At 67.8% G+C, this 25,537-nt stretch carries 25 protein-coding genes; 11 read left to right on the top strand and 14 right to left on the bottom strand.

The features are described from left to right. Positions 1–22: 22 nt before the first annotated feature. Genes E0H45_RS10825 through E0H45_RS10815 form a run of 3 tightly spaced genes read left to right on the top strand, consistent with a single transcriptional unit; the run spans position 23 to position 2,399 of the window. The gene (locus tag E0H45_RS10825) at positions 23–868 is read left to right on the top strand and encodes an SAM-dependent methyltransferase (protein WP_238154900.1); all 846 of its coding nucleotides are present in this window, start codon (positions 23–25) and stop codon (positions 866–868) included. Further along, positions 865–1,281: an acyl-CoA thioesterase gene (locus E0H45_RS10820; protein WP_131336623.1), complete on the top strand. Its 417-nt coding sequence runs from the start codon at positions 865–867 to the stop codon at positions 1,279–1,281. The genes E0H45_RS10825 and E0H45_RS10820 overlap by 4 nt, the downstream gene beginning before the upstream one ends. Then, a complete protein-coding gene (locus E0H45_RS10815; protein WP_131336621.1) occupies positions 1,278–2,399 on the top strand; it encodes a zinc-dependent alcohol dehydrogenase family protein in 1,122 nt (373 codons plus the stop codon). Before E0H45_RS10820 ends, E0H45_RS10815 begins: the two co-directional genes overlap by 4 nt. Here E0H45_RS10815 and E0H45_RS10810 read toward each other — a convergent pair. Then, entirely contained in the window at positions 2,381–2,842 is a 462-nt protein-coding gene (locus tag E0H45_RS10810; protein WP_131336620.1) for a YciI family protein, read from the bottom strand. The genes E0H45_RS10815 and E0H45_RS10810 overlap by 19 nt on opposite strands. A gap of 148 nt (positions 2,843–2,990) precedes the next feature. Here E0H45_RS10810 and E0H45_RS10805 point away from each other — a divergent pair, with 148 nt between their 5' ends. After that, positions 2,991–4,460, top strand: a complete 1,470-nt coding sequence (locus E0H45_RS10805) for a pre-peptidase C-terminal domain-containing protein (RefSeq protein WP_131336618.1) — start codon at positions 2,991–2,993, stop codon at positions 4,458–4,460. Positions 4,461–4,561: 101 nt separating this feature from the next. Next, the gene (locus E0H45_RS10800; protein ID WP_238154899.1) at positions 4,562–5,992 is read left to right on the top strand and encodes a pre-peptidase C-terminal domain-containing protein; all 1,431 of its coding nucleotides are present in this window, start codon (positions 4,562–4,564) and stop codon (positions 5,990–5,992) included. A 49-nt stretch (positions 5,993–6,041) separates the two neighbouring features. Here the strand turns inward: E0H45_RS10800 and E0H45_RS10795 are convergent, their stop codons facing one another. After that, positions 6,042–6,476, bottom strand: a complete 435-nt coding sequence (locus E0H45_RS10795; protein ID WP_131336614.1) for a nuclear transport factor 2 family protein — start codon at positions 6,474–6,476, stop codon at positions 6,042–6,044. 95 nt (positions 6,477–6,571) lie between these two features. Here E0H45_RS10795 and E0H45_RS10790 point away from each other — a divergent pair, with 95 nt between their 5' ends. Then, positions 6,572–7,051, top strand: coding sequence for a MarR family winged helix-turn-helix transcriptional regulator (locus tag E0H45_RS10790; protein WP_131336612.1), 480 nt, complete (start codon positions 6,572–6,574; stop codon positions 7,049–7,051). Here the strand turns inward: E0H45_RS10790 and E0H45_RS10785 are convergent. Genes E0H45_RS10785 through E0H45_RS10760 form a run of 6 tightly spaced genes read right to left on the bottom strand, consistent with a single transcriptional unit; the run spans position 7,044 to position 13,672 of the window. After that, positions 7,044–8,228 carry a M20 metallopeptidase family protein gene (locus E0H45_RS10785; RefSeq protein WP_131336610.1) on the bottom strand — a complete coding sequence of 395 codons (1,185 nt, stop codon included), beginning with the start codon at positions 8,226–8,228 and terminating at the stop codon, positions 7,044–7,046. The two genes, E0H45_RS10790 and E0H45_RS10785, sit on opposite strands and share 8 nt — an antisense overlap. Next, complete coding sequence (locus E0H45_RS10780) at positions 8,228–9,850, bottom strand: ABC transporter substrate-binding protein (protein ID WP_131336608.1); 1,623 nt, start codon at positions 9,848–9,850, stop codon at positions 8,228–8,230. The genes E0H45_RS10785 and E0H45_RS10780 overlap by 1 nt, the downstream gene beginning before the upstream one ends. Before the next feature lie 28 nt (positions 9,851–9,878). Further along, entirely contained in the window at positions 9,879–10,751 is an 873-nt protein-coding gene (gene opp4C / locus E0H45_RS10775; RefSeq protein ID WP_131336606.1) for an oligopeptide ABC transporter permease, read from the bottom strand. Beyond that, positions 10,744–11,694, bottom strand: coding sequence for an ABC transporter permease (locus tag E0H45_RS10770; protein WP_131336604.1), 951 nt, complete (start codon positions 11,692–11,694; stop codon positions 10,744–10,746). Before E0H45_RS10770 ends, opp4C begins: the two co-directional genes overlap by 8 nt. Further along, positions 11,694–12,698, bottom strand: coding sequence for an ABC transporter ATP-binding protein (locus E0H45_RS10765; RefSeq protein ID WP_131336602.1), 1,005 nt, complete (start codon positions 12,696–12,698; stop codon positions 11,694–11,696). Before E0H45_RS10765 ends, E0H45_RS10770 begins: the two co-directional genes overlap by 1 nt. Beyond that, positions 12,695–13,672, bottom strand: coding sequence for an ABC transporter ATP-binding protein (locus E0H45_RS10760; protein ID WP_238154898.1), 978 nt, complete (start codon positions 13,670–13,672; stop codon positions 12,695–12,697). The genes E0H45_RS10765 and E0H45_RS10760 overlap by 4 nt, the downstream gene beginning before the upstream one ends. 232 nt (positions 13,673–13,904) lie before the next feature. Here E0H45_RS10760 and E0H45_RS10755 point away from each other — a divergent pair, with 232 nt between their 5' ends. Further along, positions 13,905–14,957, top strand: coding sequence for an Lrp/AsnC family transcriptional regulator (locus E0H45_RS10755; RefSeq protein WP_131336599.1), 1,053 nt, complete (start codon positions 13,905–13,907; stop codon positions 14,955–14,957). Positions 14,958–15,011: 54 nt separating this feature from the next. Here E0H45_RS10755 and E0H45_RS10750 read toward each other — a convergent pair whose 3' ends face one another. The 6 genes from E0H45_RS10750 to E0H45_RS10725 all read right to left on the bottom strand — a co-directional run bounded on the left by E0H45_RS10750 (position 15,012) and on the right by E0H45_RS10725 (position 19,656). Then, positions 15,012–16,031 (bottom strand): hypothetical protein, encoded by a 1,020-nt coding sequence (locus E0H45_RS10750; RefSeq protein ID WP_131336598.1) that lies wholly within the window; start codon positions 16,029–16,031, stop codon positions 15,012–15,014. Further along, positions 16,028–16,249 (bottom strand): hypothetical protein, encoded by a 222-nt coding sequence (locus E0H45_RS10745; RefSeq protein WP_131336596.1) that lies wholly within the window; start codon positions 16,247–16,249, stop codon positions 16,028–16,030. Before E0H45_RS10745 ends, E0H45_RS10750 begins: the two co-directional genes overlap by 4 nt. Before the next feature lie 303 nt (positions 16,250–16,552). After that, positions 16,553–17,383: a DUF72 domain-containing protein gene (locus tag E0H45_RS10740; RefSeq protein WP_131337742.1), complete on the bottom strand. Its 831-nt coding sequence runs from the start codon at positions 17,381–17,383 to the stop codon at positions 16,553–16,555. Positions 17,384–17,385: 2 nt separating this feature from the next. Further along, a complete protein-coding gene (locus E0H45_RS10735; protein WP_131336594.1) occupies positions 17,386–17,928 on the bottom strand; it encodes a GNAT family N-acetyltransferase in 543 nt (180 codons plus the stop codon). Between the two features lie 67 nt (positions 17,929–17,995). Further along, positions 17,996–19,075 (bottom strand): inositol-3-phosphate synthase, encoded by a 1,080-nt coding sequence (locus tag E0H45_RS10730; RefSeq protein WP_131336592.1) that lies wholly within the window; start codon positions 19,073–19,075, stop codon positions 17,996–17,998. After that, complete coding sequence (locus tag E0H45_RS10725) at positions 19,072–19,656, bottom strand: PadR family transcriptional regulator (protein WP_131284360.1); 585 nt, start codon at positions 19,654–19,656, stop codon at positions 19,072–19,074. The genes E0H45_RS10730 and E0H45_RS10725 overlap by 4 nt, the downstream gene beginning before the upstream one ends. Positions 19,657–19,871: 215 nt before the next feature. On the opposite strand from E0H45_RS10725, the gene E0H45_RS10720 reads away from it, so the two are divergent. The 4 genes from E0H45_RS10720 to E0H45_RS10705 all read left to right on the top strand — a co-directional run bounded on the left by E0H45_RS10720 (position 19,872) and on the right by E0H45_RS10705 (position 25,399). Next, positions 19,872–21,383 carry a short-chain fatty acid transporter gene (locus E0H45_RS10720; RefSeq protein WP_131336590.1) on the top strand — a complete coding sequence of 504 codons (1,512 nt, stop codon included), beginning with the start codon at positions 19,872–19,874 and terminating at the stop codon, positions 21,381–21,383. A 126-nt stretch (positions 21,384–21,509) separates the two neighbouring features. Continuing rightward, complete coding sequence (locus E0H45_RS10715; RefSeq protein WP_131336588.1) at positions 21,510–23,750, top strand: transglycosylase domain-containing protein; 2,241 nt, start codon at positions 21,510–21,512, stop codon at positions 23,748–23,750. 177 nt (positions 23,751–23,927) lie between these two features. Then, positions 23,928–25,037, top strand: a complete 1,110-nt coding sequence (locus tag E0H45_RS10710) for a mannosyltransferase family protein (RefSeq protein ID WP_131336586.1) — start codon at positions 23,928–23,930, stop codon at positions 25,035–25,037. Positions 25,038–25,084: 47 nt separating this feature from the next. Beyond that, entirely contained in the window at positions 25,085–25,399 is a 315-nt protein-coding gene (locus tag E0H45_RS10705; RefSeq protein ID WP_131336584.1) for a hypothetical protein, read from the top strand. Positions 25,400–25,537: the final 138 nt, after the last annotated feature.

The following is a 25,537-nucleotide window of genomic DNA, read 5'->3' as shown; positions in this document are numbered from 1 at the left end:
CCGCAGCGCGGATGGGAATTTCATGACTGAATCGCAGGATGCCGACGTCGACCCGCGGATGTACGAGCAGTTGAAGCTCGACCGCCCGCACGGCGCCCGGGTGTACGACTACTTCCTCGGCGGGAAGGACAACTTCGCGATCGACCGGCAGGCTGCCGAGCACTTGCTGCAGGCCTTCCCGGGCTTCCGCACCGCCGCCCTGTCGAACCGGATGTGGATGCACCGCGCGGCGAGGTACGCCGCCGATCAGGGCATCACGCAGTTCCTCGACGTCGGCACCGGCATCCCGACCAGCCCGAACCTGCACGAGGTCGTCCAGGAGATCACCCCGGCGGCGCACGTCGTGTACGCCGACAACGACCCGATCGTGCTCGCGCACTCGCGGGCGTTGCTGGTGAGCAAGCCGGAAGGCAGGACGGCGTACCTCGAGGCCGACGTCACCGACCCGCAGGCGATCCTGCAGTCCGACGAGGTCAAGGAACTGATCGACTTCAGCAAGCCGGTCGCGCTCAGCATCGTCGGCGTCTTCCACTACCTGCCGGACGCCCTGAAGCCGTACGACCTGGTCCGTCAGCTGGTCGAGCCGCTCGCCCCGGGCTCGCTGCTGATCTTCTCGCACTGCACCCCGGACTTCGCGCCGGACCTGTGGGAGCGGGCGATGGTGGTCTACAAGGCCGACGGCGGCGACGCGCAGGTCCGCAGCAAGGAAGAGGTCACCGAGTTCTTCGAGGGCACCGAGCTGGTCGGGCCCGGCGTCGTGTCGCCGTTCCGCTGGTACCCCGACGAGGAGACCCAGCGCCTGGTCGACAAGGGCGAGTTCACCGACATCATGTGCAGCCTGTGGGTGGGTGTCGGCCGCAAGCCGTGAGCCGCAGCGGGTACCCGCACCACCTGGCGATCACGCTGCGGTGGAAGGACAACGACGTCTACGGGCACGTCAACAACGTCGAGTACTACAGCTTCTTCGACACCGTGATCAACGACTTCCTGATCCGGTCCGGTGGGCTCGACATCCATCGCGGCGACGTGATCGGGTTGTGCGTGGACTCGCAGTGCACGTTCAAGCAACCGCTCGAGTTCCCGGGCGTCGTCGACGCCGGGTTGCGGTGCGGGCAGCTGGGCAACTCCAGCGTGCGCTACGAGATCGCCTTGTTCCGTGAGGGCTCGGACGAGCCGGCCGCGACCGGCCGGTTCGTGCACGTCTTCGTCGGGCGGCAGGACCGCGTGCCGGTCCCGGTGCCGGACGGGATCCGCGCGGCCCTCGAAGGGATCACGGGATGATCGTGCGCGGCGCCGTACTGCGGGAGATGGGCCTGCCGGCGCCGTACGCCGAGTCGCGGCCGCTGCACGTGGAAGAGCTGGAGCTCGCGCCGCCAGGTCCGGGGGAGTTGCTGGTCCGGATCCGGGCGGCCGGGTTGTGCCACTCGGACCTCTCAGTGATCGACGGATCGCGGCCACGCGTCATGCCGATGCTCCTCGGCCACGAGGCGACGGGTTCGGTCGTCGAGTCGAACGCGCCGGGGTTTGCGGTCGGCGACGTGGTTGCTTGTGCCTTTGTGCCCGCGTGCGGTGGTTGCGGCCCTTGTGCTGAGGGCCGGGCCGCGTTGTGCGAACCCGGCGCCGCCGCCAACGCCGCCGGCACCTTGCTGAGCGGCAACCGCCGCCTGTCGAGCACTGGCCCCTCCGACGTGCACCACCATCTGGGCGTTTCCGGGTTTGCGGATCACGCCGTGATTTCCGCACATTCGGCAGTCAAGATCGATCCGTCGCTGCCACCCGAGATCGCCGCTCTGTTCGGGTGCGCAGTCATGACCGGCGTAGGCGCAGTCGTGAACACGGCGCAGGTTCGGGCCGGCCGCAGCGCGGTGGTCTTCGGCCTCGGCGGTGTCGGCCTGTCCGCACTGCTCGGCGCCGTCCTCGTCGGAGCGCATCCGATCGTCGCCGTGGACGTCGTACCGTCGAAGCTCGCTCTAGCCCAGGAGTTGGGCGCAACCGCGGTCGTGGACGCTCGCGACGCCGACGCGATCGAGCAGGTGCGTGCGGCGACGGCCGGCGGCGCCGACTACGCGTTCGAGACGGTCGGGAGCGCGAAAGTGCTCGAGCAGGCGTACGCCGCCACCCGCCGCGGCGGGACCACGGTCACCGTCGGATTGCCGCATCCGTCGCAGACGTTCAGCGTTCCCGCGGTCAGCCTGGTCGCGGAGGAGCGCACGGTGAAGGGCTCGTACCTCGGCTCGTCGGTGCCCTCACGCGACATCCCGCGGTACGTCGCCCTCTACCGAGCCGGCCGCCTCCCCGTCGACCGGCTGCTGACCGCGACGGTCGGGCTCGACGACCTCAATCAGGCCTTCGACGACCTGGCCGCCGGTGCGTCGATCCGTCAGGTGTTGCTCTTCTGAAGGTTCTCGGCGGCCTTCTTGAACGTCTGTTCGTTGCGGTCCTGGGCCTCGTCCGTGTAGTTGTCACCGAAGAATTCGGCCGTGGGAACCGGCCGGATCTCCAGCAGCCCGGAGGTCTCGGGGTCGCCGGCGCCGAGGGCGTCCGCCGCGATACAGCGCCAGCCCCACTCGACCGCCTCCTCGCGGGACGCGACCTCGATCAGGCAGAACCCGGCGATCAGCTCCTTGGTCTCGGCGAACGGACCGTCGACCACTCGGCGCTTCCCCTCATCCAGCTGCAGCCGGAAGCCGTGCGAGCTCGGCAGCAGCCCGTCGCCCGCGAGCAGGACGCCCTTCTCCGCCATCTCGGCCATCACCAGGCCCATCGCGGTCAGGCTCTCCTCGCTCGGCGGCTGGCCTGCCTCGGACTCTTCGTTGGCCTTGAAAACCATCATGAAGCGCATCGGGACCCTCCCAAGTCGACGTTAAATCCCGAGACGAATCTATACAGCGATGCGGGCTTTCGGGCAGGCTACGCACAGCGAGTTCGCGTACACCGCTCGTGAGTATGTCAAGTGAGGCACGCCGGAGTACCTGAGGAGTTCCCGCCCCATGCCAAACCGCCCCCGCCCTCGTCCCCGCCCCAAGACCCGCCGCATCGCAGGCCTCGCCTGCGCCGGTGCCGTCGTTTTCGGAGCTCTGGCCGTTGTCGTCGGTAACCAGGCCGACGCCCAGCAGCCCGCTCCGCTCCCCATCGACCAACTGCTCGGCCAGGAACTGCAGGGCAAGGCCGCGCTCGGCCGCGTCCAGTCCCGGCTCGCCGAGATCGCCGACCAGAACAAGTTGTCCACCGACCACCTGCGGCAGATCCTGGCGAGCGACCGCACGGCCTGGCTGGACCGCGGCGGCAAGCTGTTCTACCGCGAGCCGGTCGCCACCGCCGCCGAGCGGAAGACCGGAGCCGCGGCGTCGCCCCGCTGGGCCACGCAGGCGGTCGCCGCCGCGACCGGTCCGGCCTTCGAGTTGCACAGCAAGCCCGGGTCGAACCGCGTGATCTACCTCGACTTCGACGGCCACACGATCACCGGTACGGCGTGGAACACCAACGGCAAGCCTTCCACCGTGAACGTCACGCCGTACGACACCGATGGAAACACCAGTAACTGGAGTACGGCGGAGCAGGACGTCGTACGCGATGTCTGGGCTCGCGTCGCGGAGGACTACGCGCCGTTCGATGTGGACGTGACCACGCAGCAGCCGACCGCGGCGGCGATCACGCGGTCCGGTGCGTCCGACCAGCAGTACGGGACGCGGGTGCTGATTGACCCGACCACTTGGTACCAGTCCGGGTGCGGTTGCGGCGGCGTCGCGTACGTCGGCGTGTACGACAACACCAGCCAGCACTCGTACTACCAGCCCGCTCTGGTCTTCACCAAGGGCGTCGGGACCGGGGCGAAGAACATCGCCGAGGCAGCGTCGCACGAGGCGGGCCACAACGTCGGCCTCTCGCATGACGGCACTGCGTCCGTCGGGTACTACGCCGGCCACGGCGCCTGGGCGCCGATCATGGGCGTCGGGTACTCGAAGGCGATCAGCCAGTGGAGCAAGGGCGAGTACACCGGGGCGAACAACAAGGAAGACGACTTCGCGGTGGTCGGCCAGAACGGGCTGGCGCTGCGGGCCGACGACCACGGCAACGGCACGTCGGATGCCACCGCGTTGACGCTCGGGACGAGCGTGAAGGGTGTGTACGCCAACGACTCCGACGTCGACACCTTCCGGATCGACCTCGCGGCCGGCACCTTCAACTTCGCGGCCTCCGCGGCCGCGTCCGGCGCGGACCTGGACATCAAGCTCCAGTTGCTGAACTCGTCGGGTGGTGTCGTCGCCACCGCGGACCCGGCCGCCGGGCAGTCCAACTCGGCCACCCCGACCGGGCTGAGCGCGAGCCTCAGCCGTCAGGTCGCGGCAGGCCGCTACTACCTGCGCATTGAGAACACCGGGTACGGCAGCCCGCTGAACACCGGCTACTCGACGTACGGCAGCCGCGGCGCCTACACCGTCCGCGTCACCGCCGGCTGACACCTCTTGACCGCCCCGGGGCCGTCGATCCCACCGAGATCGACGGCCCCGGGGTCTTTCGGGGGGAACCGCCCGCGGGGGGACGTGAGGAGGAACCCGTAGTGAACAGAATCCGCCGCACCGGCGCACTTGCGTGTGCCGGTGCTGTTGTTTTCGGAGGTCTGGCTGTCGCGCTCGGCACCCAGGCCGATGCGCAGCAGACACCGATCGACCAGTTGTTGTCGCAGCCGTTGGCCGGTGGCTCGGCGCTCGGGAAGGTCCAGTCGCGGCTGGCCGAGGTTGCCGCGCACAACGGCCTGCCGACGGACCAGTTGCGGCAGATCCTTGCCACCGACAAGACCGCGTGGCTCGATGCCGACAGCAAACTGTTCTTCCGCGAGCCCGGTCTGACGGCCGCGCAGAAGGCTCCCGAGGCGTCGCCACGCTGGGCGCGTACGGCCGTTGCCGCCGCGGCCGGCCCGGCGTTCGAGCTGCACAGCAAGCCGGGCTCGAACCGGGTCATCTACCTGGACTTCGACGGCCACACCATCACCGGTACGGCGTGGAACGCGTCGAAGGGCGTCGACCCCGTCAACGTCTCGGCGTACGACACCGACGGCGATCCGGCGAACTTCAGTACGGCCGAGCAGGACGTCGTCCACGAGGTGTGGGCTCGGGTCGCGGAGGACTACGCGTCGTTCGACGTGGACGTGACGACGCAGGAGCCGGCGCAGTCCGCGATCGACCGGTCGGGTGCCTCGGACGAGCAGTACGGGACGCGCGTACTGATCGATCCGGACACCTGGTACCAGTCCGGGTGCGGTTGCGGCGGTGTCGCGTACGTCGGCGTGTACGACAGCACCAGCCAGCACGACTACTACCAGCCCGCGCTCGTGTTCACGAAGGGCGTCGGCACCGGCGCGAAGAACCTCGCCGAGGCAGCGTCGCACGAGGCCGGACACAACGTCGGCCTCTCGCACGACGGGACGTCGACGGTCGGGTACTACCAGGGCCACGGCGCGTGGGCCCCGATCATGGGCGTCGGGTACTACCGCGGCATCAGCCAGTGGAGCAAGGGCGAGTACGCCGACGCGAACAACAAGGAAGACGACTACGCGGTCGTCGGCTCACACGGGCTCGCACTGCGCGCGGACGAGGCCGGTGACACCGTCGGCGACGCGGCCGCGCTGACCGTCGGTACGCCGGCGTCCGGCGTCATCGCGGCTGAGAACGACACCGACGTCTACCGGGTCGACGTGAGTGCTGCCGGCAACTACACCGCGACGGCGAGCTCCGCTCCGAGCGGTGGCAACCTCGACATCAAGCTGGATCTGCTGGACAGCTCCGGCGCGGTCGTTGCCTCGAACGACCCGGCATCCGGACAGAGCGACGCCGGTACGCCGACGGGTCTCGGTGCGAGTGTTAGCGGCAGCCTTCAGCCGGGTACGTATTACCTGCGGATCGACAACGTGGGCTACGGCGATCCGCTGAACACGGGCTACTCGACGTACGGCAGTCGCGGCGCCTACACCCTCGGAGTTTCGCCCTCCTGAACCCTGTGGCTGGTCGGCCTCTGGCGGACCGACCAGCCACAGGCTCCTTCTAGAGTGCGCGTTCGAGCGACCCGGTCAGCGCGACCGGGACGACCTCGAGCCGGTCGAAGCGCCAGCCCTTCTCGGTCCGGCGCGCGCGGTAGTGATGAATGCCGGCCGCGATCGCCTCCTGCTTGTCGTCGATGACGAACACGGCGAGGTCGTGCGCCCGCACGGTGGCCGTGTCGCCGTCGATCTCGATCACCAGGTTGGACTTGTTGTGCACGGTGCGGGCGAAGTCGTCGTGGCCTTTCCGCACCAGCGCGACCAGTGCCTCCAGGCCGTGGGCCGCACCGCGGAGGGACGTGACCTCGATGTCCTCGGTGAACAGGCGGTCGCTCTCGTCGTACCGGTGCTCGTCGATCCACAGGCTGTGGCGGGCGACCAGGTCGGCCAGTTCGCTGCGGTCGGCGAGCTCGCGGATCAGGGTTTCGGTGGCAGTCATAGCGGGCTCCTCGAATTGTTAGTTGGACTAACGTTGGCTCTACCAATGAATATAGATCGTTAGTCCGACTAACGCAAGCGGCGTATGCTGACGCCATGGAGGACGGCGAGGAACTGCGTTTCGACCGTGGCGCGGAGACGCCCGAGCGCATCAAGGCGCAGCTGTCACGCCTGGTCGGGCTGACGGCGGCCCAGACCGCCCGCGCCTCCGGCGACGCACTCCGGTCAGTCGGCGCGCACAAGGACCACTTCGTGGTGCTCGCCGCGCTCGCCGAGTTCGGCCCGGCGAGCCAGTCGGCACTCGCCGGCCGCGCCCGCGTCTACAAGAGCGATCTCGTCGCAGTCCTGAACGAGCTCGCGGACGGCGGCTGGATCCGTCGTACGCCGGACCCGTCCGACAAGCGCCGCAACGTCATCACGATCACGGACACCGGCGTACGGCGGCTCGCCGAACTGGATCAGGTGCTCGCCGGCGTGAACGCCCACATCACGGCGCCGCTGACCCGCGAGGAGCGCGACCAGCTGTTCGCGCTCCTCAACCGGGTCAACTCGCACCTGGCGGGTCCGCCTAGCTGATCAGGTGCTTGGCCGCCAGCTGGGCCAGGGCGGCCGCCTGGTCGCCTAGGACCGCGTCGTCGAACCGGACGAGGCTCGAATGGTTCGACGGGGCCTCCTCCTCGGAGACGTCGTCCGGCCGGGCTCCGACCATCACGAACGTGCCCGGCACCTCGCGCAGCACCATCGAGAAGTCCTCGGCGCCCATCAACGGGTTGTCCAGTTGCTGCACCCGCTCCGCACCGAACAGGTCGGTGAGGATGCTCGCGGTCTCCGCCGTACGCTCGGCGTCGTTCACCGTCACCGGGTACTGCGGGTCGAGCCGCGCGTCGACCGTACATCCGTGCGCCGCCGCGATCCGCTCTGCCAGTGCCGGCAGCTCGCGCGTCAGTTGCTCCAGCATCGCGTCCGACAGCGTCCGCACGGTCGCGCCGAGGCGGGCCGTGTTCGGGATGACGTTGATCGCGACGCCCGCCTCGAGCTGCGTCACCGTGATCACCACCGGGTCGAACACGTTCACCCGCCGCGTCGCGTACGTCTGCAGCGCGAGCACCAGCTCCGCCACCACCGGCACCGGGTCGATCGTCCGGTCCGGCGACGACCCGTGGCCGCCCTTGCCGTGCACCGTGATGTGCAATTGGTTCGAACTGGCCATGATCGTGCCCGGACGCAGCTGGAACGTCCCCTTCGCCGCCTGCGACCAGACGTGCAACGCGTACGCCGCGATCGGCTTGTCGCCCGCGGCGTCGAGCAGGCCCTCCCGGATCATGTACCCGGCACCGCCGAGGCCTTCCTCGCCTGGCTGGAACATGAAGATCACGTTCCCGTTCAGCTCCTCGCGATGCGCACTCAGCAGCTGCGCCGCTCCCACGAGTCCCGTGGTGTGCAGGTCGTGGCCGCAGGCGTGCATGTTCCCGTTCTCGGATGCGTACGCGAGTCCGGTCTCCTCCACCACCGGCAACGCATCCATGTCACCCCGCAGCAGCACCGTCGGCCCGGGCCGACCGCCGCGCAGCACACCGACGACGGAGGTCAGCTCCTTGCCGGTGCTGATCTCCAACGGCAACCCGGCCACCGCGTCGAGCACCAGGGCCTGAGTCTTCGGCAGGTCGAGGCCGACCTCAGGAACCTGGTGCAGCTCCCGTCGCAGCTCGATCAGCCCGGGCGCGATCGCGGTGGATTCCTCGACGAGACTCATCAGTTCGCTCCTTCGAATGCCCATTGGCCGACGTTGGCCACGGTCCCCGGCCAGAACGCGGTCGCCCCGCCCACCGCCACGGACTTGCTGGTCGCGGCGACGGCGTGGTCTGAGTACAGCGTCAGGACCGGCATGTCAGCCTGCCACAGCGCCTGCAACTGGTTGTAGATCCGGTGCCGGGCCTCCGGCTTCGCCTCGGACTTGCCGGCCAGCAGCAGCTTGTCGCTCTCCGGCGAGTTGTACCCGGTCAGGTTGAAGGAACCGGTTGACGAGTACATGTTCGACACGTCCGGGTCGATGTTGAAGGTCAGACCCATCAGCACCATGTCATGGTCCTTCGCTCGCGCCTTGGCCAGGGTGGTCGGGAAGTCGTAGTTGGTCTGGACGACATTCAGGCCGATCGCCTTGAAGTTCTGCAGCAGGATGTCGGCCGACCGCTCCCGGATCTTGTTCCCGGTCGGTACGACGAAGTTGATCTTCCGGCTGAAGTCCCAGCCCGCCTCGGTGAGCAGCTTCTTGGCCAGTACCGGGTCGTAGCTGAGGGTCTTCAGGTTCTTGTCCAGGAACGGGCTCTGGCTGGTGTACGGGCCGTCGATCACCTCGCCGTTGCCGAGCAGCAGCTCGTCGACGATCTGCTTGCGGTTGATCGCGTGCGCGAGTCCCGCCCGCAGCCGCGGGTCCGCGAACGTCTTCACGTTGAACTGGATCGTCTGGAACCCGATCGTCGGGTTGACCTTGGTGTTGACGTCCTTGAACGCCTGGACCGTCTTCAGGTCCTGGAACGGGATGTTCCCGATCCCGCCGCCGGAGTTCATCATGATCGACCCGGTCTGCAGCTCACCGGCCAGGTTCGAGGCCGGCATGATCTTCATGATCAGCTTGGCGATCTTCGGCGCACCGCCGTAGTAGTCCGGGTTGGCGGCGTACTCGATGCTGGCGTTCTGGGTGTACTTCGTGAACTTGTACGGTCCGCTCGTGACGTCGGGAAGTTGCACGAACTTGCTGTCGTCGATCTGCGCCGGCGTGGTCTTCGCCAGCACGTGCTCGGGCATGATCACCACCTTGGTGCCGATCATTTCCTTGACGTAGTTCGGGTCCACCGGGGTCTTCGTGGTGAACACGACCGTGGTGTCGTCCGGCGCGGTCAGCCCTGGTACGGCGGTCTGTCCCTTCGGAAGCTTGCCGGTGGCATCGACCCCGGTGAGCGCGGTGACGTTCCCGCCGAGCGTGGTGAGCGAGTCCCGGTTGGCGATCAGGTTGATCGTGTAGACCACGTCCTTCGCGGTGATCGGCTGCCCGTCGCTCCACTTGGCGCCGGCGTGCAACTTCACCGTGAAGGTCTTGTTGTCCTTGCTCTCCATCGACTCGGCCAGCTTCGGCACGAACTTCAGCGGCTCCGGCTGGTCCAGCAGCGTGTCCATCGCGAACCGTACGGCGAACTGGCCGCCGACGTCGGACTGGTTGATCGGGTTGAAGCTGGCCGGCGGGTTCACCGTGCCGACGTACAGCGTGTCACCGCCGCCCCCGCCGCTGCCGGCATTTCCCGTGCACGCGGTCGGTATCAGCAACAGGCCGATGGCAGCCAGTCCGGCGCCGAGCCGGTAGGTGGTCCGTGCAGACATAGCGGGTCCCTTCTCGACAAGGATGGGTTCAGGTCTCGGATCGGGACTCCATGGAGTCGCGCAGGCCGTCGCCGACGAAGTTGATCGCGAGCACGGCGAGCAGGATCATCAGGCCCGGCGGGATCCAGATCCACGGCTGGCTGGACAGCACGGTGATCGACTGCGCCTCGCTGAGCATGTTGCCCCAGCTGGCCGCCGGCGGGCGGACGCCCATCCCGAGGAAACTCAGCCCGGACTCGAGGATGATCGCCTGTGCGACGCCGAACGTCGCGTTCACGACGATCGGGGACAACGCGTTCGGCAGGATGTGCCGGAACAGGATCCGCGGCGTGCGGTACCCCAGCGCGACCGCGGCCTGGACGTAGTCGCTGCCCTTGATCGAGAGCACGCTGCCGCGGACCAGCCGGCCGATCATCGGCCAGGCCAGCGCACCGATCACCACGATGATGGTGAGCAGGCTCGGCCCGAGCACGCTGACCAGGATCAGGATCACCATGAAGTACGGGAACGACATGAACACGTCGGTGATCCGCATGATCACCTGGTCCACCCAGCCGCCGTAGTACCCGGCGAGCAGACCGAGCAGGATGCCGATCACGACGTACACGACGACTGCCCCGACGCCGACGCTCATCGACACCCGGGCGCCGTAGATCAGCCGGCTGAGCACGTCCCGCCCGACCGAGTCGGTGCCGAGCAGATGCTCGCCCGACGGCGACGACTCGAACTTGTCGAAGATCCGGTTCGGGTCGTGCGGCGCCAGGAGCGGCGCCAGCGCGGCCATCAGCACCATCAGGACGACGACCACCAGCCCGGCGACCGCCAAGCGGTGCCGCCGGAACCGCCGGATCATCAGCCGGGTGGACGACTGGCCGGTCTCGGGCTCGAGCCGCTTATGCATAGGCAACCCTCGGGTCCACCACCGCGTAGGCGATGTCGGTGAGCAGGTTGGCGGTGAACACGGCGATCGCCGCAATCAGGTTGATGCCCATCAGTACGGCGTAGTCGCGGGCACCGATCGACTGAATGGTCAGCAGTCCGATCCCGGGCCACTGGAAGATCTGCTCGGTCACGATCGCGCCCCCGATCAGCGCGGACAGATCGACACCGATCACCGTCACGACCGGGATCAGTGCGTTGCGCAAGGCATGTTTGTTGGTGATGACCGATGCGCCGAGACCCTTCGCCTTCGCGGTCCGGATGTAGTCCTGGCCGAAGGCGTCGATCATGCTCGACCGGACGTACCGGACCATGCCGGCCGCGACCGCGGTGGCGAGCACGACGACCGGCAGCACGAGATGCGAGACCCGGTCGGCGAACCCGCCCCCGCGTCCCAGGGTCACCATGCCGCCGGTGGGGAACCAGCCCAGGGTGAGCGCGAAGACGTAGATCATCGCCAGGCCGAGGAAGAAGTGCGGCACCGAGATGCCGAGGAACGACGCCCCCACGACCCCGTAATCGGCGGCCGTGTTGCGCCGCCGGGCCGCGAAGATCCCGATCGGGATCGCGACCAGGTAGGCGACGACGAGCGACGTACCCATCAACAGCAGGGTCGGGCCGATCCGGTCGGCGATCAGCTGGGTGACCGGCTCGCGGTTCTGGAACGAGACGCCGAGGTTGCCGTGCAGCAGTTGGGTGAGCCAGTTGAGGTATTGGACGAAGACGGGCTTGTCCAGCCCGAGCGCGGCCTCGGTACGGGCGACGTCCTCGGGGGTCGCGGTCGGGGAGAGGTACAGGTCGGCCGGGCTGCCGGGCGCGAGGTTGATGATCAGGAAGTTGATCAGCGTCACGCCGAGCAGGACCGGGATGCCGATCAGGATCCGCCGGATGAGGTAGGAGACCATCAGCTCGCCTCCTGGGCCAGCGGGAAGTGACAGGCCACCTGATGCCTGGCACCTCCCGCGGCGTTCAGGGGCGGAGCCTCGGCCCGGCAGATGTCCTGTGCGTACGGGCAGCGGGTATGGAACACGCAGCCGGGCGGAGGATTCGCCGGGCTCGGTACGTCGCCTTCGACGATGATCCGTTCCCGGTCGCGCAGCCGCGGGTCGGGTTCGGGGTAGGCGTCGAGCAGGATCTCGGTGTACGGATGCCTCGGCCGGGCGAAGATCTCCGCGGTGGTCGCGGTCTCCATCACCTTGCCGAGGTACATCACCACGATCCGGTCGCTGATGTATTTGATCGCACCGAGGCCGTGGCTGATGAACACGTAGGTCAGGCCGAACTCGCCCTGCAGGTCCTTGAGCAGGTTCAGGACCTGGGCCTGGATCGAGACGTCGAGCGCGGACACCGGCTCGTCGCAGACGATCAGCCTGGGTTCGAGCATCAGCGCCCGCGCGATGCCGACCCGTTGCCGCATCCCGCCGGAGAGCTCGTGCGGGTAGCGGTCCAGGGACAGCTTCGGGAGCCCGACGGTGGCCAGCATCTCGGCGGCCTTGGCCCGCGCGCCGGCGCGATCGAGACGCTTGTGCGCGATCAACGGCTCGGCCAGCAGATCGCCGATCCGGATCTGCGGATTCAGCGACGAGTACGGGTCCTGGAACACCATCTGCAGCTCGGTCCGCAACCGCCGCATCCTCGCGGGCGACAGCGTCGCGATGTCGGTCCCGTCGAACAGCACCGAGCCCGCGGTCGGCGCCTCCAGCCGGACGACGGCACGTCCGGTGGTGGACTTCCCGCACCCGGACTCGCCGACGATGCCCACCGTTTCACCCGGGTACACGTCGAAGCTCACGCCGTCGACGGCGCGCACCTGCCCGACCGTCCGGGCGATGACACCCTTGCGGATCGGGTAGTACCGCCGGAGATCCCGCACCTGCAGCAAGGGGCCGACGTCTTCCACGGCCGTCATGCCGGGACCGCCGTTCCGGTTTCGTCGTACAGCCAGCAGCGGACCGAGTGCTCGCCCTCGCCGACGCCGCCGCCGAGCGGGCGGAGCTCCGGCAGCTCCGTCGCACACCGGTCCATCGCGTGTGGACATCGCTCCCGGAAGCGGCAGCCGGTCGGTAGGTGCAGCAGGCTCGGGACGGAACCGGAGATCGGGGTGAGCCGATCCCCGGCCGGGGTGGTGATGTGCGGGATCGACTTCAGCAGGGCGACCGTGTATGGGTGCTTCGGCTGGTCGAACAGGGTGTAGACGTCGGTCTCCTCGACGACCTGCCCGGCGTACATCACCGCGACCCGGTCGGCCATCTCCGCGACCACGCCGAGGTCGTGGGTGATGAAGATCGTCGCCGTGCCGGTCTCCGCGCTCAGCTCCCGCATCAACCGCAGGATCTGCGCCTGGATCGTCACGTCCAGCGCCGTCGTCGGCTCGTCCGCGATGATCAGCTTGGGCCGGCAGCTCAGCGCCATAGCGATCATCACCCGCTGCCGCATACCCCCGGACAGCCGGTGCGGATGGTCGTCGACGACCGCGCCCGCCCGCGGGATGCCGACCTTCTCCAGCAGCTCGATCGCCCGTTGGCGGGCCTCCGCCTTGGTCAGCCCGAGATGCAGGATCATCGTCTCGGCCAACTGGTCGCCGATGGTCAGCACCGGGTTCAACGACGTCATCGGCTCCTGGAAGATCATCGCGATCGCGTGCCCGCGGATCCGACGCAACTCCGGCTCCGGCAGCCCGGCGAGATCCTGACCCTCGAACATCACGGAGCCCTCGGTGACCCGGCCGTTCCCGGCCAGCAGCCCCATGATCGACAGCGCGGAGACCGACTTCCCGCTGCCGGACTCGCCGACCAGGCACAACGTCTCCCCGGCCGCCACGGTGAAACCGACTCCGTCCACCGGCGTGACCGGACCCTGGTCGGTCGTGAACTCGGTCCGCAAGCCGTCGACCCGGAGCAGGGTAGACGCAGTGACAGGGGGCGTAACTGACAAGCGATCCTCCGTGGGGCGTCGAAGAACTCACTGTCCGGAACCGGAATTTCTGGCTCTGGACATTGGATACTGTCATCCGCGCACTCAGGATGCTCCTCCCTCCGCGTAATCGATCAAATCCTTGTCATGACATCGCAGGGAACTTGCGTGACCGCCGTGACGCATGCAGAGATTTTGAGTTGTGGACGACGTAGATTTCCTGCTGGTTAACGCCCTGCAGCACCGCCCGCGCGCGAGCTGGTCCCAGCTCGAGGCGATCGTCGGCGGTGACGCGTCGACGCTGTCGCGCCGCTGGAGCCGGCTCGCCGACACCGGCCTGGTCTGGAGCTCGTGCTTCGCGGTGAGCCCGGGCGAACCGGACCGCCCGGACGGCCGCCTCGACTCCGCGGTGCACCCGTTGACCGGCGTCCTCGCGCTGGTCGAGGTCTACTGCGCCGCCGGCAGCCGCGAGAGCGTCATCGCCGGTATCGCGAAGACACCGTCGGTGCTGACCGTCGAGTGCACGTCCGGCGGGCCCGACCTGATTCTGACCTTGTCCTGTCCGTCGGTCGCCGAGGTCGACGCCTACGTCGCCACGGAGCTGGCTGCGGATCCCGGCGTACAGCGGACCCGGACCCATTTCACCCGCACGTTCTTCAAGGAAGGAACGAGCTGGCGGCCCGGCATCCTCAGCGAACGTCAGGTCAGGGCTCTGCAGGCCTTTCCCGCGACCGGTATCGACGCACCCGCGGTACCGACCCGTCTGCACGAGCTCGTCATCAACGCTCTCGCGGGCGACGTCCGCCGATCCGCGACCTCGATCGCCGACGAGATCGGCCGGAGCGTCGCCACTGTCACCCGTGCGATCGGGCAGATCCTGCACGCGCCCTGGGCCCGCACGCGGGTCGACTTCGCCCACAACCTCGTCGGCTACAACGCGTCGGTGATGGTGTGGTTCAGCGTGCCGCATCATCAGCTGGAGATGGTCGGCGCCGGCCTCGCCCTGATGCCGGAGACCCGGATGTGCTGCTCGGTGGTCAACCGGGCCAACCTGGCCGTCACCTTCTGGCTCCGCACCCTGCGTGATCTCGACGCCGTCGAAACCAAGATCGCCCGCGCCTTTCCCACCGCGCGAACCGAAGAACGCTGGCTCCTCCCACGCTTCCCCAAACGCCTGGGACACACCCTCACCCCCAGCGGCCATCACGCGACCTTCATCCCACCGACGCACCCTCTGACCGCGGCACGCTTCTGATCGCCGGCAGGTGGACAGGGTTGTCATGAGGCGGCCTCCGAGTCTTGGAATCGGTCATCTGGCTTGGGATGTGGCGGGGGACCTGCGGGTTGGGCGGAGGTTGGCGTGAGGGGGATGGAGTTGGGTGCGGGCGAGCGGAGTGGCGGTTGGTGGTGCTACGCCGGAGAGGGCTGATTGGTGGGGAGTTGGTGCGCAGCGGAGTGGGACGGGTGGTGGGAGGACGCAAGGGTCGGGCTGGAGGGAGCTGGAGGCGTAGGTGGCTTCTGCGGTGTGGGTCTCTTGGTGGAGGTGGGCCTGGATCTGATGGGCAGTAGCGAGGGAGTTGGTGGTGGCCAGGTCCGTGGGAGAGAGTTCGTAGGTTTCGAGGTGGGCGAGGCCGGAGCGGAGGATCGACTCCAGGCGGGATCGGGTGTCGGTGCCGGGTGATTCGAGGTCGGGGAGACGGGTGGAGTTGTAGACGAGGTCGACCAGCACCGGAAACTGGCCGGCGGCGGTTTGGCGGTTGAGGAGGCTGAGGGTTTCGCCGGGTGGGAAGCCGTTGCGGGTGTCCAGATCGCTGGTGAGTTCGCGGATGGCGGGGACGAACGCCGCGTAGTACCCGTTGGAGCGGACGGAATCGATGCCAGGGGCAACCTTGTCGATGCCCAGTCGGTGGATGAAGTCGTCGAGGTGGTCCTGGGCCCAGGCTTCGGTGACGCCTTCCTCGAGCTGGCGGCTGCCGAGTTTTGTGAAGGCTTCGCGGGCTGCTTCCTGGGTGGCGTCGTCCGGGCCGAGGAAATGCGCATGCTCGTGGAGCAGGGTGGCCAGGGACTCGCGGTAGGCGATGAGTGTCGGAGTCGGACGTCTCGCGCCTGCGTGTTCGTAGAGGTGGCGGAGCGGATCGACGATCGACTCGCGGTCGAGGTAGAGGGTGCCGTCCCAGTGGGCGAGGCCGAGCATCGCGCTGGACGACTCGATGATGTGACCGTTCCAGGCGGAGCGGTCCGCGCCGGCGAGCGCGCGAGCTGTCTCCCCGCTCACCGCGAACAGCTCGAGGACCGAGGTCGGGTGCGGCCCCACCGCTGTCGTCGTCACGGGCGGAACGCGAGAGCGAGCCGGGTGAGAGAGTCGGCGGTGCGGCGAAGCCGCACTCGGTCGTGCGGGTCCTCGGCCTGCGCCGCGAGCCGGCTGAGTTCGGTGATCAGCCAGTCGGCGCGGGCCTGCCGCTCAGCTCGTGCCTGCGCTGCGGCAGTCGGCGGGTCGAGTGGTGCGTGCGCGGTTGCGTTGGTCGGCGTACCGATCGAATGCTCCATGAGATGTCCTCCCGAGTCGTGAAGTCGGCGGAGAACATACGGAGATCAGCCCCCGAATCTGCAGGCCACTTTGGAACTGTGGATAACCGGCTCTTGTAACTGATGTGTGGGTGGTCGACGGGTCCCAGCGCGGGCGGCGCCGGCCTGGTGATCTGCAGCTGGACAGGATGTGTCGGATGGCCGGGTAGTGCACCTGAGCGTGAACGTGTCCGTGCGTACGGCGTCTCGCCGGTGCACTACATGTCGAGCTGCAGATCGCACGGCCGTGCACGCCGGGTGCGGTGCGTGCGGTTGGTCGGGGGATTAGAAGAGCGTTGGGGGCTCGGATTCGAGGGGCTCGGGGAGGGGTGCGAGGGTGGGGACGGCTGCGGCGACGGTTGCGTGGAAGCGGCGGGCGAGGTCGAGGGCTTCGACGTTGTCGGGGGTGTGCAGGAAGATCGTCGGGGAGCGGCCCTCGGACAGCCAGGTGACGACCAGTTCGACGAGGTACGCCCAGCCTTCGACGGTCTCGGCCACGGAGTCGCGCCCGATGTAGCGGACGATCGGATGGCCGGTCAGGGCACGGGTGCGGCGGGCGACCCGCGGCTTCTTCATCCAGGCGTCGCGCTCGGCCAAGCTGGTCGGGCGGCGGGCGAAGAGCGTGCCGGTGTCGAACGGGATCCACTCCGCGTTCGCCCGCGCGAGCACGCGTTCGAGGTTGCCCGCAGCGCGGGGATCGTCGAAGAAGTCGCGGTGCCGGACCTCCACGGCGTACCGGTGTTCGCGGGGTGCCTGATGCAGGAAAGCGGCGAGGGCGCCGAGATCGGTCGGCGCGAACGCGGCCGGGAGCTGGATCCAGACCGCGTGGTTGCGCGGGCCGAGCGGCTCGATCGCGGCGAGGAACGCGCGGAGTTCGGCGTCGACGTTGCTGAGCCGGCGTTCATGGGTGATGACCTGCGGCAACTTCACGACGAACCGGAAATCGGGCGGCGTCTGCGCGGCCCAGGAAGCCACAGTCGAGGTGGACGGCGTTGCGTAGAAGGTGGTGTTGCTCTCCACCGCGTTGCACCACGAGGCGTACGAACGCAGCTTGTCCCGGGAAGGCTGCGGCCACGCGGCATGAGTCCACTGCGCGCAACCGACGTACAGCTGCATGTTCACAGCGATCGAACGTACTGCCTGCAGACGTGCACGCGCGAGAACTGCTCACGCATCGCGGCCTCGAGTGCGATCGGTGCATGCATGAACGCTGTCACCGGCTGGCCCAGACCCTCAGGCGTCTCGAAACCAGAGGCGTCGTCCTGCCAGGACTTGTAGACATGGAGATACCGGAAGTTCTCCGTGAACCCCGACCGCTGGTACCAGTGGTTCGCCGACGCATCCCCGCGCGTCCAAGCGTCCAGTACGTCGACCTGAAGCCGAGGAAGAACTGCCTTGAGCAACTGCGTGGCCAGCCCGCGGCGCTGGTGATCGGGATGTACGGCGAGTACGTCGATCGTGGCGCGATCCGTGAAGATCTCGACGTCCATCAGTCCGACCACCGTGTCGTCGTCGACGGCCACGAGCCGGTGGGCCGGGTTCTCGAACGTCTTCCGCTGCGTCACGACGTCGTCGTAGTACTCGGTGCCGAAGAAGCTCAGCAGACGGCAGCGCAGCCAGTCGGCGGCATCGGTGTCGCGGTACTCACGGATCTCGGTCATCCGGCGTCATGATGGCACGCCGCCCCGACACCCGCGATGGGTGTCGGGGCGGTTCCTACTGCCTAGGTCAGCGCTCGACTTCGCCGCGGATGAACTTCTCCACCAGGTCGCGGCAGACGTCGTCGGCGTACTGCTCCGGCGGCGACTTCATGAAGTACGACGACGCGGACAGGATCGGGCCGCCGATGCCGCGGTCCTTGGCGATCTTCACCGCGCGGATCGCGTCGATGATGATGCCGGCCGAGTTCGGCGAGTCCCAGACCTCGAGCTTGTACTCCAGCGACAGCGGTACGTCGCCGAAGTTGCGGCCCTCGAGCCGGATGAACGCCCACTTGCGGTCGTCCAGCCAGGCCACGTAGTCCGACGGGCCGATGTGGACGTTGCGCGGGTCGATGTCGTTGACCAGCTGCGACGTGACGGACTGGGTCTTGCTGATCTTCTTGGACTCCAGCCGGTCGCGCTCCAGCATGTTCTTGAAGTCCATGTTGCCGCCAACGTTCAGCTGGTAGGTCCGGTCGACGGTGACGCCGCGGTCCTCGAACAGCTTGGCCAGCACGCGGTGGGTGATGGTGGCGCCGATCTGCGACTTGATGTCGTCGCCGACGATCGGCACGCCCGCCTCGGTGAACTTGTCGGCCCACTCCTTGGTACCGGCGATGAACACCGGCAGGGCGTTCACGAACGCGACCTTCGCGTCGATCGCGCACTGGGCGTAGAACTTCGCCGCCTGCTCCGAACCGACCGGCAGGTAGCAGACCAGGACGTCGACCTGCGCGTCCTTCAGAGCCTGAACGACATCGACCGGCGCCGCGTCGGACTCGGTGATCGTCTCGCGGTAGTACTTGCCGAGACCGTCCAGCGTGTGACCGCGCTGCACGGTGACGCCGCTCGGCGGCACGTCGCAGATCTTGATCGTGTTGTTCTCGCTGGCGCCGATCGCGTCGGCGAGGTCCAGGCCGACCTTCTTGCCGTCGACGTCGAACGCGGCCACGAACTCCACGTCCCGGACGTGGTAGTCGCCGAACTGGACGTGCATCAGACCGGGGACGCGCTCTTCGGGCTTGGCGTCACGGTAGTAGTGCACGCCCTGGACGAGCGAGCTTGCGCAGTTGCCGACGCCGACGATCGCTACGCGAATCGAGGTCATCTGGAATCTCCTTGAGTAGGCGGGTGGTGCTGGTCAGGGGGCCGCTGTTGCCGCCGCTCGCCGTCGATCAGCTCGTTCAGCCAGCGGACCTCGCGCTCGGCCGACTCCAGGCCGTGCCGTTGCAGCTCGAGGGTGTAGGCGTCGACCCGCTCCGCCGTCCGGCTCATCGCCGCCCGGAAGTTGGCCAGCCGCTCCTCCATCCGGGCCCTGCGGCCCTCGAGGATGCGCAACCGGGTGGCCGGATCGGTCCGGCCGAAGAACGAGAAGCGGACGCCGAACGTGTCGTCCTCCCAGGCCGACGGGCCGGCTTCGTGCATCGCGTGCGCGAAGTAGTCCTTGCCGTCGGCGGTGATCGTGTACACGATCTTGGGCCTGCGACCCGACTCCGGCGTACCGGGGTCGGCTGTGATCAGCCCGTTGCGGAGCATCGCCTTCAGACACGGGTACAGCGAACCGAACGACAGCACGCGTCCCCAGCCGAACTGGGCGTTGACGCGCTTGCGGAGCTCGTAGCCGTGCATCGGCGCTTCGTGCAGCAGACCGAGTACGGCGAGCTCCAGGACCCCACTGCGGTTTCCCATGAGCCACCTCCCTCGGTCTAGTTTGTCATGACCTGATGTATCGGCTCGATACATCGCCCCGCCACTGTAAGCAGACCGGTGGCCTGTGGACAACTCTTGACAAACACGACCTTTGTCACCTCCGTCGAGCGGCACGCCCAGGAATCCAGTTACGTCAGACGCCGATCTGCGTTAATCGAATGACACTCAGCGTCGTAGCCTGGGAGCGGACGGTAATGACCGACATTCATGGGAAGCACGCCAGGTCCGACGTGGAAGCCGAGGGTGCACTCGCCCGGCTGGCGCTGAGGTTCACCGCGTTCACCGAGAAATGGCTGCCGGACGCGTTCGGGTTCGTCCTGGTCGGCACGTTCGTGGTGCTGCTGTTCGGGCTCGTCACCGGCGAGCCGCTGCTGAAGCGCCCCGACGACCCGGCCGCGACCAAGGGCTTCGGCTTGATCGATGCCTGGGGCATCGGGTTCTGGTCGCTGATCACGTTCACCCTGCAGATGGCGATGATCATCATCGGCGGGTACGCCGTCGCCACGAGCAGACCGATCGCGCGGTTGATCACCCGGCTGGCCCGGATCCCGAAGAGTCCGCGGACGGCGGTCGCGTTCGTCGCCGCGGTCGCGATGCTGGCGTCGTACCTGAACTGGGCCTTCAGCCTGATCTTCGCGGCGATCCTGGCGCGAGAGGTGGCGCGCAACGTGCCGAAGGCGGACTACCGCGCGCTCGGTGCGATGGCGTTCCTCGGGCTCGGGACCGTGTGGGCGCAGGGGTTGTCCGGTTCGGCGGCGCTGCAGGTGGCGAGCGCGAGCAGCAGCCCGGCGCCGGTGCAGGAGGTGATCAAGGCCGGCGGTCACGCCAGCGGCCTCATCCCGCTCAGCGACACGATCTTCACCTGGCAGGCGATCGTGGCGACGTTGATCGTGTACGCCGTCGGTGTCGGGATGGCGTGGTTCATCGCGCCGGGCGGGGGCAACGCGCGGACCGCGGAGCAGATCGGGATCGAACTCAAACCGCTCATCGGCCGCGGGTCGCCGTACAACGGACAGCAGGGCAACGGGAAGCAGGGCAACGGCCAGCAGGGCGAGACTCGCAGGCCGGGCGACTGGCTCGAGCACTCGCCCCTGTTCAGTCTGCTGATCGTGCTGCTCGGTGCGATCTACCTGGTCCGCTACTTCAGTGGGAAGAGCTTCTTCAACGCGCTGGACCTCAACACCGTCAACCTGATCCTGTTCCTACTGGCAATGCTCCTGCACTGGCGGCCGTGGCGGATGGCGCGTGCGGTGCGCGACGGTGCACCCGCGGTGGCCGGCGTACTGCTCCAATTCCCCTTGTACGGCGGGATCTTCGGGATGATCGCCTACACCGGGATCTCCGCGCGCCTCGCCGGGTGGATGGTGCAGGCGAGCAACCAGTTCCTGTTCCCGCCGCTGGTCGCGATCTACTCGTGCATCCTCGGCATCTTCGTCCCGAGCGGCGGCAGCAAGTGGGTGATCGAGGCGCCGTACGTGCTGCAGGCCGCCAACGAACTGAAGGTCGACGCGGGCTGGATGGTCGTCGTGTACGACCTCGGCGAGGCCAGCGCGAACCTGCTGCAACCGTTCTGGATGCTGCCGACGCTCGCCATCCTCGGCCTCAAGGCCCGCGACATCATGGGCTACACGTTCACGATGTTCCTGGCCTGTTTCCCGGCCGCGCTGATCGCCGTGACATTGCTCGCACCGCACGTCACGGGGTAACCGTTTTCACCGACTTTGGACCCGGCTGGACCGGCTTGCTAGCATCCGGAGCGGATTCGGGCCTGTTACCACACCCACCGTAGTCTGTGGGGCAATGACTTCAGCGAGATCGTCGAGGATTGCACAGTGAGTGAAGCTCGTAGGAAGGCCGCCCCGCCGCCCCGGCGCAAGAAGCACTGGGCGCTCCGGGTGCTCGGCTGGCTCGCCGCACTTCTCTTCCTTGGCATCATCGCTTCGGTCGCGGCCTTCTTCGTCGTCTACCAGACGACCAAGATCCCGGACCCGAACAAGGAGTTCGCGACGAACACCACGACGGTGACGTTTGCCGACCAGCGGAATCCGCTCGGGTCGTTCTTCGAGCAGAACCGGCACACGGTGCCGCTCGCGCAGATCCCGAAGCACGTCCAGGACTCGGTGATCGCGGCAGAGGACCGGACGTTCTGGACCAACCCGGGCATCTCGCCGAGCGGCATGGTCCGGGCGGCGGTGAACATCGCTCGCGGTGAGCAGTTGCAGGGTGGTTCGACGATCACGCAGCAGTACGTGAAGATCATGTACCTGACGCAGGAGCGGACGGTCTCCCGCAAGCTCAAGGAACTGTTCATCGCCACCAAGCTCGGCCGTCAGCAGGACAAGAGCAAGACGCTCGAGGGTTACCTGAACACGATCTACTTCGGCCAGGGCGCGTACGGCATCGCGGCCGCCGGCGATGTCTACTTCAAGCAACCGGACCCGAAGAAGCTGTCCGTCCAGCAGGCCGCCCTCCTCGCAACGGTGCTGAACAACCCGTCGCTCTTCGACGTCACCGACTCTGATCCGCGGACGAAACAACGGATCATCGAACGCTACAAGTACGTCCTCGACGGCATGCAGCAGATGGGCACGATCACCGAGGCCCAGGAGAAGCAGTACGCCAACAGCTTGCCGAGCTTGAAGGAGATGAGGAAGAAGAGCAGCCGCTACAAGGGGCCGAACGGCTTCCTGCTCGACATGGCCCGTAAGGAGCTGGCGCAGCGCGGGTTCGACGAGGACGAGATCACCGGCGGCGGCCTGAAGGTGACCACCACCTTCAACTACCAGCAGCAGAACAAAATGCTGAAAGCCGCACAGAACGAGCTGCCTGAGAAGAAGAACGGCCTGCACGTCGGGATGGCCGCCGTACAACCGGGCACCGGTCAGTTGCTGGCGATGTACGGCGGGCCGGACTTCCTCAAGAGCCAGTTGAACTGGGCAACGACCAAGGCGCGACCGGGTTCGTCGTTCAAGCCGTTCGCGCTGGCCGCGGCGCTGCAGGACGGGAAGTCGCTCTGGAACATCTACCAAGGCGACAGCCCGATCACGGTCCAGGGCCAGAAGTTCGGCAACGAGCTCAGCACCGACTACGGCGACGTCACCTTGATGAAGGCGACCGAGCAGTCGATCAACACCGCCTTCTACGACCTCGTCGACAACGACATGGAGGACGGCCCGGCCAAGGTCGTCGACGCTGCCGAGGCGGCCGGCATCCCGGCGTCGAAGACGCTGGAGAAGGACAGGAGTGCACCGGCTACGGTGCTCGGCCCGGATGCGTACGCATCGCCGGTCGACATGGCGAACGCCTACGCGACGTTCGCTGCCGAGGGCAAGTACACGCCGCTGCACGTGATCAAGGAAGTCCGCGGCCCGGACGGCAAGGTGCTGTGGTCGGACGCGAGCGTGATGAAGCAGCAGAAGCAGGCCTTCACGCCGGAGATCGCCAACCTGGTGAACTACGCCCTGCAGAACGTGGTCAAGAAGGGCACCGGCACCGGCGCCAAGGACCTGGACCGCGCGGTAGCCGGCAAGACCGGCACCGCCGGTGGTGTCGCGGTCGAGGACCGCAAGGAGAACGCGGCGTGCGACGGCTGTAAGGACGGCTCGGCGACCCTGACCTCGTGGTGGACGGGCTACACGCCCCAGGAGTCCACCTCCGTGCTGTACCGGGCCGGCTCGACCGGTGAATCGGACCTCGACCCGTACAGCGACGACCCGGCGTTCTTCGGTGGCAACTGGCCGCTGAAGACCTGGCTGGCGTTCATGAAGCCGGCCCTCGACGGCGTGCCCGAGGCCAACTTCAACGATCCGGACAAGGACCAGATCAAGGACACGTCGACCCCGACGTTCACCCCGCCGCCGAGTACGCCGGTGAACACGCCACCGCCCAGCACTCCGCCGCCGAGTACGCCGCCGCCGAGCACTCCGCCTCCGTCGACGCCGACCAAGCCGACGAACACCCCGACGAAGACCAAGCCGACCCGCACGACGACGACCCCGGTCATCCCGACGCTGCCAACCGGTGAACCGACGCAACCAACCGACACACCGAGGTCACCAGGCGGGGGCCAGTAGCGAAGGCGCCCGCTGGGGCTCCGGCGGCTGGAACCCGGATGAGGGACGATGGGCGTGTGACTCGGGCGGACTGTGGTTTGTGGCGGTGGTGGCGTGTTTGAGCGCTCGGCTGCCGGGGAGCCCAGGCCGGGGCGGGCTCGGCGGGCTCGGGTCGACAGGGTTGGCTGGCAGCGGTGGATGCCGACGCCGCTGGGGCGGGAGGTGCTCGGGTGGTGGCTGGTTACCCGGGTGGCGCTGTTCGTGCTGTCGCTCTCTGCGCCGCTCATGTTCAACCGGGGCAGCGACTACCCGAACGTGTGGAAGGCCTGGTTGCAGTGGGACGTCTGGCACCTGAAGGCGGTCGCTGAGTTCGGCTACAACAACGGTGAGCCGTCCGGTGCGCCGCTGGCCGCGTTCTTCCCGGGCTTCCCGTTGCTGGTCCGGCTGGTCAGCTACACCGGCATCGGCTACGTTGCCGCCGGCATCGTCGTGTCGGCAGTCGCCAGCGCCGTGGCGGGCGTGTACCTCGCGCGCCTGGCGCAGTACGAGTTCCCGGAGCTGAAGGGCATCGGCCCGAACGCCGCCATGATCTGGTACGGCGCTCCCGTCGGGGTCTTCCTCGCGGCGGGGTACACCGAGGCGCTGTTCTGCGCCTTCGCGTTCCCCGCCTGGCTCGCCGCACGGCAGGGACGCTGGGCCCGCGCCGCCGTCTTCGTCGCGCTGGCGTCCACGGTGCGGGTGTCCGGGATCTTCCTGATCTTCGCGCTGCTCGTCGAGTTCGTCACCTCGAAGAAGCGGGACTGGTTGTCGCTGCCGTGGCTGGCGCTGCCCGCCGTACCGGTGCTCGGCTTCATGGCGTACCTGAAGCAGATCCACGGCTCCTGGTTCGCCTGGCAGGACGCGCAGGAGAAGGGCTGGGCGCGGGAGTTCACCTGGCCGTGGATCTCGCTGATGCACACTTTCGAGGCCGCGAGCAAGGGCCATTTCCCGGCTGACCGCAGCGACTGGACCTGGATGTTCCGGGCCGAGCTGATCACGCTGTTCGTCGCACTGGTGCTGCTCGCCTGGCTGTTCTGGCGCCGGTCCTGGGGTGAGGCAGCCTGGGTCGCTGCCACGATCGGAGCGTTCTGTACGTCGTTCTGGATCTACTCACTCACCCGGGCCACCCTGCTCATGTGGCCGCTGTGGATCGGGCTCGCGGTCCTGGCCAGACGCAGACCGTGGATCGGCCGCCTGTACCTCGCCGTGGCGATACCGCTGGCCGCCATCTGGGCCGCCGCATTCTTCACCGGCCGCTGGTCCGGCTGAGTAGTTCTGCTCAGGCGCTGCACCCGTCGGCTACTTACCGTGGTCCCATGGAAGCCCGGACGATCGGCAGGGTCGCCCTGCAGGCGGTCTTCGTCGGCGTGATGGCAGGCGTCGTGTACGCGCTGATGCGTCAGTTCGGTGCGCCGCTGTGCCCGCCGACCGGGGTGAGTTGCGCCGTGGAGAGCGGTGGCGCGCTGTTCGCCGTACAGCTCGGGGGCGTGGCGACGGCGCTGGCGCTGCCCGTGCTGGCGCTGCGGGCCGGTCTCGGGTGGATGTTCGCGGTCGCCGCGACGGCCGGAGTGCTGGCCGTGAACCTGGTCTGGTTCCTGTCGTTGTCCGACATGTGGACAGTTCTGGGGTGAGGCAACCCTCGGGAGGGTTCGAGCGTCGATAAGGATGAAGGGGTGGCAGTCCGGGCGGGGACCGCCACCCCTCCTTACTTCCATGAAATGCGCCGTCGGAACCTCTCAGGGGCAGGCTCCGACGGTGGACCACAGCGA

The organism is Kribbella soli, from assembly GCF_004331345.1.
Taxonomy (GTDB): domain Bacteria; phylum Actinomycetota; class Actinomycetes; order Propionibacteriales; family Kribbellaceae; genus Kribbella; species Kribbella soli.
The sequence above is the reverse complement of the archived record's forward strand: the minus strand, read 5'-3'. Positions and strand labels throughout refer to the sequence as shown.